The sequence below is a fragment of the Pseudoalteromonas nanhaiensis genome (assembly GCF_051235485.1).
GTDB classification, from domain to species: Bacteria; Pseudomonadota; Gammaproteobacteria; order Enterobacterales; family Alteromonadaceae; genus Pseudoalteromonas; species Pseudoalteromonas lipolytica_C.
This window is the reverse complement of sequence record NZ_JBPNYQ010000004.1, coordinates 184,031-197,626: the sequence shown is the minus strand read 5'-3', so window position 1 is coordinate 197,626 and position 13,596 is coordinate 184,031. Positions and strand designations below refer to the sequence as shown.

General features: G+C 42.0%; 11 protein-coding genes. 2 read left to right on the top strand and 9 right to left on the bottom strand.

What is annotated here, in order from left to right; genetic code table 11:
• Nucleotides 1-194: 194 nt before the first annotated feature.
• The 7 genes from cobA to tmpT form a co-directional block, all read right to left on the bottom strand.
• Nucleotides 195-1,130 (bottom strand): uroporphyrinogen-III C-methyltransferase, encoded by a 936-nt coding sequence (gene cobA / locus ACSFVZ_RS06155; RefSeq protein WP_435558375.1) that lies wholly within the window; start codon nucleotides 1,128-1,130, stop codon nucleotides 195-197.
• A gap of 28 nt (nucleotides 1,131-1,158) precedes the next feature.
• Nucleotides 1,159-1,521 carry a nitrite reductase small subunit NirD gene (gene nirD, locus ACSFVZ_RS06150; RefSeq protein WP_105180563.1) on the bottom strand — a complete coding sequence of 121 codons (363 nt, stop codon included), beginning with the start codon at nucleotides 1,519-1,521 and terminating at the stop codon, nucleotides 1,159-1,161.
• A 9-nt stretch (nucleotides 1,522-1,530) separates the two neighbouring features.
• Nucleotides 1,531-4,062 carry a nitrite reductase large subunit NirB gene (gene nirB, locus ACSFVZ_RS06145; protein ID WP_435558374.1) on the bottom strand — a complete coding sequence of 844 codons (2,532 nt, stop codon included), beginning with the start codon at nucleotides 4,060-4,062 and terminating at the stop codon, nucleotides 1,531-1,533.
• A gap of 33 nt (nucleotides 4,063-4,095) precedes the next feature.
• The gene (locus ACSFVZ_RS06140) at nucleotides 4,096-5,274 is read right to left on the bottom strand and encodes an alginate export family protein (RefSeq protein WP_235381985.1); all 1,179 of its coding nucleotides are present in this window, start codon (nucleotides 5,272-5,274) and stop codon (nucleotides 4,096-4,098) included.
• 453 nt (nucleotides 5,275-5,727) lie between these two features.
• Complete coding sequence (locus ACSFVZ_RS06135; RefSeq protein WP_435558373.1) at nucleotides 5,728-8,058, bottom strand: S9 family peptidase; 2,331 nt, start codon at nucleotides 8,056-8,058, stop codon at nucleotides 5,728-5,730.
• 94 nt (nucleotides 8,059-8,152) lie between these two features.
• Nucleotides 8,153-8,953 (bottom strand): DODA-type extradiol aromatic ring-opening family dioxygenase, encoded by an 801-nt coding sequence (locus ACSFVZ_RS06130; protein WP_235381983.1) that lies wholly within the window; start codon nucleotides 8,951-8,953, stop codon nucleotides 8,153-8,155.
• A 112-nt stretch (nucleotides 8,954-9,065) separates the two neighbouring features.
• Nucleotides 9,066-9,698 (bottom strand): thiopurine S-methyltransferase, encoded by a 633-nt coding sequence (gene tmpT, locus ACSFVZ_RS06125; protein ID WP_235381982.1) that lies wholly within the window; start codon nucleotides 9,696-9,698, stop codon nucleotides 9,066-9,068.
• A 97-nt stretch (nucleotides 9,699-9,795) separates the two neighbouring features.
• Here tmpT and ACSFVZ_RS06120 point away from each other — a divergent pair, with 97 nt between their 5' ends.
• Nucleotides 9,796-10,677, top strand: coding sequence for a LysR family transcriptional regulator (locus tag ACSFVZ_RS06120; RefSeq protein WP_435558371.1), 882 nt, complete (start codon nucleotides 9,796-9,798; stop codon nucleotides 10,675-10,677).
• Here ACSFVZ_RS06120 and ACSFVZ_RS06115 read toward each other — a convergent pair.
• The gene (locus ACSFVZ_RS06115; protein ID WP_138556528.1) at nucleotides 10,672-11,247 is read right to left on the bottom strand and encodes a DJ-1/PfpI family protein; all 576 of its coding nucleotides are present in this window, start codon (nucleotides 11,245-11,247) and stop codon (nucleotides 10,672-10,674) included. The genes ACSFVZ_RS06120 and ACSFVZ_RS06115 overlap by 6 nt on opposite strands.
• A 126-nt stretch (nucleotides 11,248-11,373) precedes the next feature.
• Here ACSFVZ_RS06115 and ACSFVZ_RS06110 point away from each other — a divergent pair, with 126 nt between their 5' ends.
• On the top strand, nucleotides 11,374-12,078 hold the full coding sequence (locus ACSFVZ_RS06110) for a hypothetical protein (protein WP_435558369.1): 705 nt from the start codon (nucleotides 11,374-11,376) through the stop codon (nucleotides 12,076-12,078).
• Between the two features lie 38 nt (nucleotides 12,079-12,116).
• On the opposite strand, the gene ACSFVZ_RS06105 is transcribed toward ACSFVZ_RS06110, so the two are convergent.
• Complete coding sequence (locus ACSFVZ_RS06105; protein ID WP_435558368.1) at nucleotides 12,117-13,583, bottom strand: DNA recombination protein RmuC; 1,467 nt, start codon at nucleotides 13,581-13,583, stop codon at nucleotides 12,117-12,119.
• Between the last annotated feature and the right edge of the window lie 13 nt (nucleotides 13,584-13,596).

Here is a 13,596-nt window from a genome sequence, read left to right as displayed (position 1 = left end):
GTTTCTTGATTGCTCAAAGCAGCAGTTAGAGCATTTAAACTAACTTATTTTGGGGCATAAACGAGTTCACCCTTAATGAATGATAAACTCGTAGGTACAAAGGTCAGGTTCGTTTGCTATTTAACTCTAACGTGAACCTCACAGAAGACGCTAACATCACTATGAATGAGCCTATTAACCCTGTTATAAAAGGCTTACGCGCCTTTTATTTTTAAACAGCTGGGTGATTGTGTTTCTTCGACAAAGTAATTCGCTTGTAACAATGTTAAATCTACACGCTGACGGTAGTTAACAACATCACCCACAATCACTAAAGCTGGGCCAACAAAGTCCTTTAAGTCTCGCTCAGCATCAATACTTGCTAAGGTTCGGCAACAGAGTTGTTGATCAGTTAAGCTACCTTTATCTACCACAGCAATTGGCATATCAGGGCTCATTTTATGTTTAATCAACTGTTTAGCAATACTATCAACACGGGTTAAGCCCATATAAAATACTAATGTTTGTTTTGATGCGACTAGCTGTGACCAATTTGCTTGTTGCGCGTCATCTTTACAATGCGCAGTCACGAATTGCACAGCTTGTGAACATCGTCTGTCGGTCAGCGGGATCCCCGTATAAGCAGCACAAGCACTCGCGGCTGTCACGCCTGGGACTATTGCAAAGGGAATATCATGCTCTGCTAATGCGTGTGTTTCTTCCGACAATCGACCAAAAATAGATGGGTCGCCCCCTTTTAAGCGAACAACTGTTTTATTTTCAAGTGCTTTAGCCACCAAAAGTTGGCAAATTTGCGCTTGTGACATGCTATGGCAGCCTTGTCTCTTGCCAACAAAAATAACCTCTACATGAGCAGGAAAATACTGCTGAATTTCGCTATTTACTAACCAATCAACTAATACCACATCTGCGTGTTGCAGAATTCTATGCGCCTTGAGTGTCAGTAGTTCAGGGTCGCCAGAACCTGCACCTATTAAATAAACTTGACCATTTTTCGAAGCACTGCGTTTAAATGGTTTGGTGTGCGTATTTGAAATAGCTAATTTCAATTTATGCAGCCATTCATTTTGTACATTTAATACAGTTTTAAATGCAGTATTGGTGAAGTTAACCATTTGAGAAACCATCATTATTCTCCTAGATGCATCGAAACGTTGATTACAACAACACTTCAATTTTACTGCCATTAATACGTGCGTCGTAAACAGGTAAGGTGATCGTGTCATCGTCTAAACAACGACCATCATTCAGCACATATCGCTGTTTATAGAGAGGCGATGCAACAAAAATTTGCTCATCTGCGCAGCCAATTAAGCCCCGATACAACACATTAGCTTTTCCTATTGGATCAAAGTTTCCTAGCGCATAGACCTGCTTTTTCTCGTTTGCTTCTTGAACGTAGAACAGTGCGATTTGTTGCTCTTGTTTGTGTGTATCACTCACCAATGCACACACACCTGAATCCAATACAAGGTCAGTTACTTCACAGATAGTTTGCCAGTTTTGATTACTATTACTCATATCGTTTTCCTATACCGTTTCAAGTTTTTCTTCAGCTCTCGCAGGGCGGATCTGACCCCGTTCTTCAACAAATTGAATGTTGATATCCTGTTTGTCACTATTCACAAATTGACGGAAGCGTTTTAAAGATGCAGGATTCTCGAGGGTTGTTTTCCACTCACATTGATACGTATCAACAACGCGTGCCATCTGCTCTTCTAGCTCATCAGCAATGGCTAACTCATCCGCTATGACCACTTTTTTAAGGTAGTCTAAGCCACCTTCCATATTTTCCATCCACACTGAGGTACGTTGCAGACGATCTGCTGTTTTAACGTAAAACATTAATATGCGATCGATGTATTTAACCAAAGTCGTACTGTCTAAATCGGTAGCAAACAAATCAGCATGACGAGGCTTCATCCCTCCATTACCACAAACATAAAGATTCCAGCCCTTTTCTGTTGCGATAACACCGATGTCTTTACTTTGTGCTTCAGCACATTCGCGGGTACAGCCTGAAACGGCAAATTTGATTTTATGTGGGGCTCGAAGGCCTTTATAGCGATTTTCTAAGTCGATAGCCATGGTGACACTATCTTGTTGACCATAACGACACCAGGTGCTGCCAACACACGATTTAACGGTTCTGAGGGATTTACCATAGGCATGCCCAGTTTCAAGGCCCGCATCGATAAGTTGCTGCCAAATGAGTGGTAGCTGATCAACACGCGCGCCAAATAAATCAATGCGTTGACCACCTGTTATCTTTGTATATAGACCAAATTGTTTAGCGACTTGACCAATCGCAATAAGCTTATCAGCGGTAATTTCACCTCCTGGAACCCTTGGAACAACAGAGTAAGTGCCGTCTTTTTGCATATTGGCAAGGAAGGTGTCATTGGTGTCTTGAAGCGCGACATGCTGCGGGTTAAGCACATATTCGTTCCAAACTGAGGCCAAAATAGAACCGACAGCTGGCTTACAAATTTCACAGCCTTTCCCTTTTCCGTACTGCGCTAATAACTCAGTAAAGCTTTTAATTTCTTGAACCTTAATAATATCGAAAAGCGCTTGGCGGCTATAAGCAAAGTGTTCGCAAATATCCGTGTTGATTACCACTCCACGCGCAGCAAGCTCACTATCTACAACATTCTTTAATAAGCTTGCGCAGCCACCACAACCAGAAGCTGCTTTAGTGCATGATTTAACAGCTGAAACAGTTGTTGAACCGGTGTCGATTGCGGCAATAATATCGCCCTTGGTCACATTCAAGCATGAGCAAATAGTTGCGGTTTCGGGAAGGGCATCAGCGCCTAAACTTGGTTTCTCTCCTGCAGAAGGAAGAATAAGTGATTCAGGGCTTTTTGGCAGCTCAATGCCATTAAGCATATATTGCAACAAGCTATCGTAGTCAGATGTATCGCCAATGAGTACAGCGCCCAACAATTTAGATTCATCATGACTAACCACCATTTTTTTATACACACCAAGCGGCTGATTTTCATATGTGTAAGTTAAACAGCCAGAAGTTCGACCATGGGCATCACCAATAGACCCCACATCCACTCCCATTAACTTCAACTTTGTGCTCATATCTGCGCCAGTGAATCGCTCTGAAGACTCATCGCCCGCAATTATATGGTTCGCCACAACCCGAGCCATAGTGTAACCAGGCGCAACAAGACCGAAGATGAAATTGTTCCAAAGTGCGCACTCACCAATTGCATAGATATTTTCACCGCTTGTTTGGCATAGGTCATTAACAACAATGCCTCCGCGTTCACCAACCTCTAAGCCAAACTCTTTGGCTAAATTATCGTATGGGCGAATACCTGCGGAGAATAGAATAAGATCGGTTTCAAGCACTTCGCCATCACTAAAACAAAGCTGATATCGACACTCTTTTCCCGCTTTTATTTCTTGTGTTGCTTTTGATGTATGAACCTGAACCCCAAGCTGTTCAATTTTATCTTTCAGTAATTTTCCGCCGCCAGCATCAATTTGCACCGCCATCAACTGAGGGGCAAACTCAACCACATGCGTTTCTAAGCCAAGCTGCTTTAAGGCATTAGCAGCTTCGAGACCAAGTAACCCGCCACCAATTACAACCCCCACTTTACTCACCTTCGCCGAGGCTGAAATGGCATCTAAGTCATCGATGGTACGATAAACAAGACTATGCTCTTGATCTTTACCCGGAATAGGGGGAACAAAAGGATATGAGCCTGTTGCCAGCACTAATTTGTCATAGTTATAAACAACACCGGCGGCAGTTGTAACGGTTTGCAGTTCGCGATTAATATGAGTGACTTTTGCATCTAAAAAGAAATTAATCCCCCATTGCTGATAAACCATTTCGCTGGTCATGGCTAAATCATCTGCAGTTTTTCCTGCAAAATACTCAGATAAATGGACACGGTCATAAGCAAGTCGGCTTTCACCACTAAGAACGGTTATTTCAACGGCCTTAGCTTCACTATTTAGGTTGTGTAATTGCTCAACAAAGTGATGCCCAACCATCCCGTTACCAACAACAACTATTTTTTTCGGTGTAGACATAAAATTTTCCTCAATCATTTAGCGTGCAAAACGTTAAAATTTTGCACCCACCCATACCCAAAGCTTATTTGTATCGACTTTCGCAAACGCCTCATCACCAGCCATATAAGCGGCATACTTCACTCCAAGGCTGTATTGTTTATTAAATGATTTGCTATAAACGACATCGAATTCAGAACCTAAATCATCATCTCCTGCGAGAGATTCATCCGCAGAGTATGTGTGGTAAACAAGGCTCCATTTACCGCTGAATGCGTTACCCGATAGGCTGGCATAAAGATCTTGCAAACCCGCAGCGGGTGTCGCTAAAAACTGATCGGCCCAGCCATTAAATTTGTGTAAGGTTGCCAGAGGAGTTTGAAAGGCTTGCTCACCCTTATCAGAGCCTAGCGATTCGTAACCAAGCTTGTAGGTGATATCACGATAAGTAACACTGCTCTCAAGGAGTAAATACTGGGTATCGTAGCTATTTGCACCACTGTCATTACTTTGTAGCGCATACTCTGCAGAATACGAAACGGGCAGCTCAGCAACGTTTTTTTTGCCAACTAAGCGAACACCATAGGTATCTAAGGAGTTATCAGTGTTATTGTCGACCTCGAGTAAGTAGCCATAAGCTATTAACTTACCGAAATCGGTTTTTAATGATGCATTGAAAAGATGATCTTTAGAGTCGAGATCTTTTTCATCTGCGAAGATTCTATTGCGTTTGTTTATATATGCATAACTGGCATTAATAGCGTCTTTTTCATAGCGCGCACTAAAGGCATCAAAGGTTTGTTTATCTTGACGCCAGCCAACATGCCCAACAAAACGATGGTTGTCGAGAGTAATGACTTGTCGGCCTAACTTGGCTGAAAATTGCTCGGTATTATAGGCAAGGTAAAGTTGGTCAATTTCCGTTGATTCAGGATCGGCTACTACAGAATACTCTGTGCCATCACCAATTCCATTATTATAATCATCGATAACAGCCAGCGTATTCTCAAGTTCAATGAAAGCAGAAACCCCTGCGAACGTTTTAGTTTTGAAATTCCCTAAACTGCGAAGTGTTAGTGCTGATGCATCTTTCAATGCATTGTCTTGATCAACCGACTCATAGCGTAAGCGAAAGTCAGCATTCAAAGTACCTAACTCAGTTTCAACAGCTGCAAAAGCTTGATTTGCAGCGATAAGGGTTAAAATTGACAACGTAACTCTAGTTAATTTCATGGTTTATTACTCTTATTATTCCTAGTTGATTTGCAAGCCGTCACATCAGACGCCACCTTAAATTTCCCAAACAATATTGAATTGCTCGCCATTCATGCCATGCAGAAATTTCGAGCAAAAAAAAACCCACTCGATAACAGAATGCACGTTCTGTCATCGAGTGGGCTTCTTTGCCGTAGTGCTATTTAGGTAAAACTAAACAGCCGGATTTTGTAGTTGCAGTTATCTAATACACATTATGTGCCAAAAATTTTCCTCATTAAAAATCAGCAACATAAAAAACATTAGCTTTTTATTAGCCACTTTTTTCACCATAACAGTGCATACAGCTCACAAAAATAGGGCGCAACCGATTTCTTGTATCAGGCTGTATTTTACTTGTAACGGGGGTTTACAGTTTGCATAAAAAAACCGCAGCTTAACGTCTAAGCTGCGGTTTTTAATAAAGCATATTTACTTGTTAAGTAAATGCTTTTCGAAGAAGTTAGCCATCATAGTGTGATAGTGCAGGGTAGTGCCTTTACCTTCTCGTAGGCTGTGAGAACGGTTCGGGTAAGAGAAAAACTCGAACTGTTTATTGTGCTTAACTAATTCATTAATTAAACGCTCTGAGCCTTGGTAGTGTACGTTATCATCTCCGGTACCGTGGATCAGTAGCAACTTACCTTGCAGGTCTTTTGCAAAGGTGATCGGAGAGGTGTTGTCGTAACTTTCAGGATCGGTATTTGGGTTACCCGCATAGCGCTCTTGATAGATGGTATCGTACAAGCGAATATCAGGCACTGGTGCTGAAGCAATACCCACTTTATATTTATCACCATGGCGGAATAACAAATTAAGCGTTGAACTACCGCCACCTGAGTGACCCCATACACCAACACGGTCGGTATCAATGACATCCCAACGTTTTGCCATTGCATCAAGGGCGTCAACTTGGTCACGCACGGTAATAGAGCCTATTTTTTTGTAGATAGACTTACGCCAATCTCTGCCTTTTGGTGCGCGCGTGCCGCGGTTATCAACTGAGGCAACAATAAAGCCTTGCTGAGTTAAATACGACTTGTATAAGTAACTGTCGCCTTCCCAGCGGTCTTGAACTGTTGAGCCCCATGGCTCACCGTAAACATAAAATACGATTGGGTATTTTTTGCTTTTATCCATATTAGCTGGGAACATGATGTAGCCATCAAGCTCAACACCATCACGGGCATTAACTTTAAAGAACTCGTGAGTCGGTAATTGTTCAGTCGCTAATTTCTCTTTTAATACTTTGTTCTCAACTAAGGTTTTCACATTACTGTGATCGCTTACTTTGATGATCTCTTTCATTGGTGGAGTGCCAAACTTAGAGAAGGTATGCATCGCCCAAGAGGTATCTTTAGACATGTAATAGCTGTTTGAACCATCAAATGACTCAGGCGTTACGCGCACCGGTTTAGAGCTGCCATCAAGCGAGGTACGGAATAAATAACGCTGGCCTGGATCATCCGGTGATGCAGTAAAGTACATAACGTTTTTATCTTCGTTGAGCGCTAGCATATCAATGATGTCGTACTCGCCCGGTGTTAAATCAACAACCGTTTTACCATCGCGAGATACACGGTATAGATGACGCCAACCATCACGCTCACTGTGCCAAATAAAGAACTTACCGTCTTTTGACCAGTTTGCTTTATAAAACCACTCAATAAAGGCATCGTCTTTATCTTCAAGAATTTTAGTCAGCTGTTGTTTTTGCCAGTCGAATAACCAAACCTTGTTGTGGCTTTGCGGGCGGTTAAGATCTTGGATCATCAAAGATTCACCAGTACCTGCCCAGCTAATTCGTGGGATATAACGATCGCGATTATCGCCACCTAGTTCAGCCCAACGGGTTTTCTTGTCGCTAAGACTAACCACACCCACTTTAACCGCAGAGTTCATCTCGCCGGCTTTTGGATACGGGAATTCTTTCAGGGTAGGGTAGAGATCATCGGTGTTATTGATCATGGTGAAGTATTTCACGCCACTGGTATCAAGCTGCCAATAGGCAATTGATTTGTTGTCTGGACTCCATCGGAAACCATCACGAATGGTAAATTCTTCTTCGTATACCCAGTCAAAATTACCATTAACAATGGTGTCGTTACCGTCAGTGGTTAAAGCAGTCACAGCCTTGCTGCCGACTTTTTCCATGTAGATGTTGTTATCACGCACGTAAGCTACTTTTGAGCTATCTGGTGAGAACTTTGCAAACATCAGCTTTTTCGCTTCGATGTTTTCACCACCTAACTGATACAGCGAATCAGTTTCGAGGTTTAATAGCCAAAAATCACCACGGCTACGTGAGCGCCACACTTGCTCGCCATTGGTAAAAACCATCAGCCATTTACCATCTTTAGACCATTGATAGCTTTCAACAGTGAGTGGCTCTTTCTCACCTTTTGGAATTAATTTTTCGTAGCTAACAAGTACCTTACGACCCGTGCCATCGGCGTTATAAAACACAATATCATTGCCTTTTACGCCGTGCTCGTCGTCTTTAGCTTTATCGTCTTGGCTGTTTTTATCGCTTTCGCGCTCTTCAAGTACCGTATAACCAGTACCATCATCGAGCCACGTAAAATAGGTGCTACGCTCAGCTTTAAAGTCTTTTTCTTTATAAATTTGTTCAAGCGAGAGCGGATTAGCCGTTGCGTTCACTGTTGCTGATGGCGTGCTTACTTGCTCTGTACTTGAGCATGCTTGCAAACCTAAAGCCGCAACCACAGCAAACGCAAGGGTTGATGTTTTTATTAAGTTCATTTTGTTGTTCCTAGGTTTTAACTTACCTAGCGTACCAAAATAAACTTATAAAATCTGAGCCTTTATCGTGTTATCTGGGGGGTTGAACTTAAACTCAATCGTCCCACAAGAACATACTGGCTTGCTTGTTGGCAATACGTAGTTCGTAGATACCACTACAAGGGCGCATCGCCGCACCATAGCAAACATGTAATGGCAATAAGTGCTCTTCACGAGGATGACTAAAACGCGCCGCAGGGGCCATTTGCCATTCTAATAACTTAGCTTGTCGCTGTTGTTCACTCAGCTCAGTATTGCCACATACATCAACTAACCATTGCTCAAAAGCGATATTTTGCGCTTTAATTTCAGCAGTTTCTGGCGTGAAAAATGCGCGCATATTATGAAAAGTAAAGCCAGAACCAATGATCAATAAATTATCGTAATCAAGCTGTTGTAAAGCCTCACCTATCGCTAGGTGTAAGCTTGGCTCAAGGCTTGGATGTAACGACAATTGCACACAAGGTATATCTGCTTCTGGATACATAATCTTCAAAGGCACATACATACCGTGATCAAAGCCACGAGATGAGTTTAATGTGCTATCGATATTAGCCTTTGCCAATGCTTGATGTACTTTTTCGGCAAGGGCTGGTTCGCCAGGGCTTGGGTACTCAATACTGTAGGCAGGCTCAGGAAAACCATAGTAATCATAAATTAGCTCAGGAGCAGCGCTCGAAGTGATGCTAATAGGGTTTGCTTCCCAGTGCGCACTCACCATCAAAATAGCAGACGGCTTTTTAATTTTTGCAGCAATAGACTGCAAACAAGTGACCATATCAGCATGACTTGGATCGCCAAGCAATGGCATAGGACCGCCGCCATGTGAAACAAAGAAAACGCGTGGCTTTTGCATAAATGTGCTCCTTAAATACGCTTATCTCTATAGTGCACGCACAGAGGTACAATAACCAGCCACAAAAACGCACAACTAGGGTGTGAATTTACACACCACTAGTTTGTAAGTACTAACTTAAATGCCAAGCAACGTTCATGGCGGGGACTTGCCCTCTTAAGCCACCTTCTAGAGGCTCTTTGCACAGTAATGTTAGTTGATAAAAAGCATCGTAGTGCTGATGTAGCTCATCGGCGACTACACTAAACGGTGGACCCGAAAACTCACTTTGCTGATACTCAAATACCACCACTAACTGCGTTGCTCTATTGGTTAATTCAAGTAAATGCTGGGTATAGCGAATGCGCATGGGCTTTGGCAGCGCGACTAAAGCGGCACGGTCATAAACCGCGTTGATAGTGCCAAGTTCATTCGCGGTAAGCGCAAAAATATCACCTACCCAAACGGTTAGATTTGCGCCTTGGTAACGTAATAGTTCGCCATGTTGGCTAATTTCGGGTTCTAGCTTTAACTCATCAAATAACTGCTTAATGGCTATCTCACTAAGTTCTGCCCCAACAACACGCATACCTTGCGCTAGCAAATAATGAATGTCGTGAGTTTTTCCGCACAGTGGCACAAAAACAGTATCGCCTTGCTGTAAATTTAAGTTAGTAAAATACTGATCTAGATAACGATTAACGTCTCCCTCGTGAAAACCTATTTCGTTATTTTCCCAACGTTGATGCCAATGCGTTGCGTCCATTAGTTGCTCCTAAAATGTTTCAATAAAAACATGATAACTAATTACAAAAGTGATAAAAATAGCAAGATAAACAAACAATGATTGCATAAATGAGAACATGATTGACGATATCGCTCTATTCATACAGATTGTTAAACAAGGTGGCCTGAGTAACGCAGCTGAAAGTTTGTCGCTACCTACCGCGACAGTATCAAGACGCTTACAACGACTTGAGCAATGCCTTGGGGAGCAGCTATTAAACCGCTCAGCAAGGCAATGCACGTTAACGCAAGCAGGGGAGGTGTATTTTCAAAGTTATGTTGAATTAATTGAGCAATTTGAACAAACCCATCGCCAGCTTAATGAGCAAAAAGCACAATTGTCAGGAAAGCTTAAAGTTTTAGCACCTCTGAATATTAGTCATGGTTTCTTAAAGCCAATGTGGCTCGCATTTACTAAACAGTACCCCGATATTCAACTTGAGCTGCTACTTAATAATCAACTTGAGGATCTGAGTAAAAGCCAAGCTGATATAGCGATAAGAGTAGGGCCACAGGCCGATTCTATGCTTCATCAAAAAAAGTTAGGCAGTGTTGATACTTTATTTGTAAGCACTAAAGCATACCTTGATTCGGCACCAGCCTTAGAAGAGCCAGCTGATTTAAAACAGCATAGGTTAATTGGCACCACACTAAGAAGTAAATGGCAGTTGACCAATACACAAACGAATGCAACTTATAACCATATGTGCCGATTTGCGAGCACTTTTAACGACACTGGATTTGTAAAATACTTAGTTTGTGATGAGCAAGGTATCGCTTTGTTACCTCGGTTTGAGGTAATAGATGAATTAAAATCTCAGCAACTAGTTCAAGTATTGCCACACTGGCGAGGCGAAAACCGCGATATTTATGCGATTTGGCCAAGCGCACGTTTACTGAGTAAAAAGGCTGCCTGTTTAAAACAGTTTATAACCGACTACATTACTGAAAAATTATAAAGTCTGCCATTGATACTCCATCTGTTTAGCAGTCAACAAGGCGTGTTCGTAGCTAATAAACTCAGCGACTAAAGCCAAGCTCATATCAATGCCAGCAGAAATACCACCTGAACTGGTAAACTTACCATCAGTGACCCAACGAGTATCTGCAATCACATTGAGATCAGAAAACATAGCAGCCAGCTCAGGTTGATCTTGCCAATGTGTCGTGACATTTTTACCACTTAAAAGCCCCGTTTTAGCAAGCAAAAACGCCCCTGTACAAACACTCGCAACACGCTTGGTGTTAGTGGCTGTGTTTTTTAACCAAGCAATAACCTCTGCTTTTTCTAGCTCTCGTGTATGATCACCTCCAACCACAACAAGTAGATCAAGCAAAGGGCAGTCAGCAAAGCTGTAATGGGGGTTTACACTATAACCACCGCGGGCAAGTACAGGCCTATCATTTTCAGCAATTAAACTCACTTGCCAGTCATTATTCGCTAGACGCCTGGCAGTACTAAACACCTCAAATGGGCCTGAGAAATCGAGTACTTCAGCATCATCATAAATGTAAATCCCAATATTCATACAATTGTTCCTAATAACTGGATTTATTTCTCAAGCAAAAAATCGTACTATGCGATTTTCGCAGTCCGTTAATAACATATTATTAAACTGAGCGCGGTATAGAAACAAAACTTTAAGGCATTGTTAATGCGTTTATTATTATTACTGACAGTATTGCTTGTTGGCTGTAAAACAACAGAGCATGCAGTGAATGAAATCAGTGAGATATCGCCGGGCACAATTTACTACAAAGGCGAAACTTCCAAAAAAAGTGTCGAAGAGTTTGAAAAACTATTAGTTAGTAGCCGTAACCAAATAGATACCTTAGTGATCAATAGTGAAGGCGGCGACGTTATGGCCGGCCTACATTTAGGAGGCTTAGTGCATGAGTATCAACTCAATGTTGTGGTACGCGAGCTTTGTGCATCGTCTTGCGCTAATTATGTACTTACCGCTAGTCCACATGTACTTGTTGAAGAGCAAGCCGTTATAGGCTGGCATGGCGGCTCATTACAGCCACTATACGTGCCTATGGAACAGCCTCCTGAAGTTGCTAGCTATATTGCAAAATGGCAAACCGCAGAGCGACAATTCTTCGATATCATTAATGTTGAACAGGCGGTTACTATCATAGGTATGATGCCTGGTATTACAGAGAAACGTGATTCTGCTATTTATAGTTACGACGCTCAAACCCTGAAGCGTTTAGGGTTACATATTGAATTTGCTGGTGCGCAAACAGGGAAGTCAGCAAGTGGCGAAAAAATCGCGCAGGTATTCGAACTTGAAGAGTCTGTACTTAACCACTTTTTGATGCTCAACGATATTGTTTCAGCAGAACTTATTAACTAATAAAAAGCCAACAAGACGTTGGCTTTTTTGTATCGCATTTAATCTAACTCTAATTGGGCTTTTTCAACACTTTCCGCGGGCAACTCTTTTTGAACAGAAACCCCCAATTCTTTGAACTCTGAGGCCTGCTTAATTAAGTTTCCTTTACCGCGGTACAGCTGAGAAAACGCTTTATCATAGCTTTCTTTGGCGCGGTCTAATTGCTTGCCAACCCCTTCCATACTGGTTAGGAAACCATTGAGTTTGTTGTAAAAACGCTCAGCACGGGCGGCAAGCTCTTTTGAGTATTTAGTTTGCTCTTCAAAACGCCACAGTTGTTTTACGATGTTCAAACTGGTTAATAACGTCGTTGGTGTTGCAACTAAGATATTGTTTTCGATAGCCTGCTGATATATATCACTTTGGTATTTAAGTGCTTCAACAAAAGCCGACTCTATCGGTACAAACATGATCACCACTTCAGGTGAGTTAATACCGGGTAGCCTATCGTAGGCTTTGCTTGCTAACTCGTTAATACGTGATTGCACCGCCGCTACATGCTCTTTAAGCGCTTGCTGTGCTTCAAGCTCAGTATCGGCGTTTACATAGCGTGTATAAGCGTTTAAAGAGGTTTTAGCATCAATAACTAAATGGCGTTGCTGGGGTAAATACACCACAACATCTGGGCGTAGACGACCATCTTCAGTGTTAAACGACACTTCACGTTGATAATCTACACCTGCACGCAGCCCAGCGCTGTCGAGTACATTTTCAAGCATTAACTCTCCCCAATTACCTTGGGTTTTCTTTTGTCCTTGTAATGCAGTGCTCAGCCTATCTGCTTGCTCAGTAATAGCTTGGCTTTTAGCCTGTAAATGCAATAACTCAGTTTTTAGTGCTGCACGTTGTTTAAGATCTTCAACGTGGATCAATTCCATCTTATCGCGAAAGCCTTTTAGCTCACCCTGAACCGGTTTTAATAGTTGTTCGATGCTTTCTTGGTTTAGAGTTTTAAAACGCTGAGACTTCTCTTCAAGGATTTGGTTAGCGAGGTTTTCAAACTCTTTTTTGAGTTGCTCTTTGCTCTCTTTGATATGACTAAGCTGCTCTTTAAAGTGCAGCTCTTTTTGCTCTATCGTACTGCGTAAGGTACTTAATTCAACATCTCGCTGATTAAGAGCCGCTTTAGTTTCAGTGAGTTCGGCTTCAACTCTACGCCAAAATTGGTTGTATTGTTGCGCTTGTTTTTCTTGTTCTACAAAACGGGTTTTAAAATGTTGCGATTCATCACGCTGTTCAGCGTAATCTTGCTGTAACTGTGAATGCGAAAGTTGGCTTTCTTGCAGTTGCAGCTGCTTTTGCTCTAAATTGCTTTGCTGGATTTGATAGCTATTTTGCAGCTCGGTTAACTGATTTTTTAAGCGACTTTTTTGCAAGGCAAAAATAACACCACTTGCAACTGCACCTACAGCACCACCAAGTACCACACTTTGCCAATTAATCTGTGCAATTAGCTCTGTAATCATAACGAAAACTCAA

Coding starts and splice junctions, on each gene's coding strand:
- cobA (WP_435558375.1), bottom strand. CDS start 1,130: ATGATGGTTTCTCAAATGGTTAACTTCACCAATACTGCATTTAAAACT.
- nirD (WP_105180563.1), bottom strand. CDS start 1,521: ATGAGTAATAGTAATCAAAACTGGCAAACTATCTGTGAAGTAACTGAC.
- nirB (WP_435558374.1), bottom strand. CDS start 4,062: ATGTCTACACCGAAAAAAATAGTTGTTGTTGGTAACGGGATGGTTGGG.
- ACSFVZ_RS06140 (WP_235381985.1), bottom strand. CDS start 5,274: ATGAAATTAACTAGAGTTACGTTGTCAATTTTAACCCTTATCGCTGCA.
- ACSFVZ_RS06135 (WP_435558373.1), bottom strand. CDS start 8,058: ATGAACTTAATAAAAACATCAACCCTTGCGTTTGCTGTGGTTGCGGCT.
- ACSFVZ_RS06130 (WP_235381983.1), bottom strand. CDS start 8,953: ATGCAAAAGCCACGCGTTTTCTTTGTTTCACATGGCGGCGGTCCTATG.
- tmpT (WP_235381982.1), bottom strand. CDS start 9,698: ATGGACGCAACGCATTGGCATCAACGTTGGGAAAATAACGAAATAGGT.
- ACSFVZ_RS06120 (WP_435558371.1), top strand. CDS start 9,796: ATGATTGACGATATCGCTCTATTCATACAGATTGTTAAACAAGGTGGC.
- ACSFVZ_RS06115 (WP_138556528.1), bottom strand. CDS start 11,247: ATGAATATTGGGATTTACATTTATGATGATGCTGAAGTACTCGATTTC.
- ACSFVZ_RS06110 (WP_435558369.1), top strand. CDS start 11,374: ATGCGTTTATTATTATTACTGACAGTATTGCTTGTTGGCTGTAAAACA.
- ACSFVZ_RS06105 (WP_435558368.1), bottom strand. CDS start 13,583: ATGATTACAGAGCTAATTGCACAGATTAATTGGCAAAGTGTGGTACTT.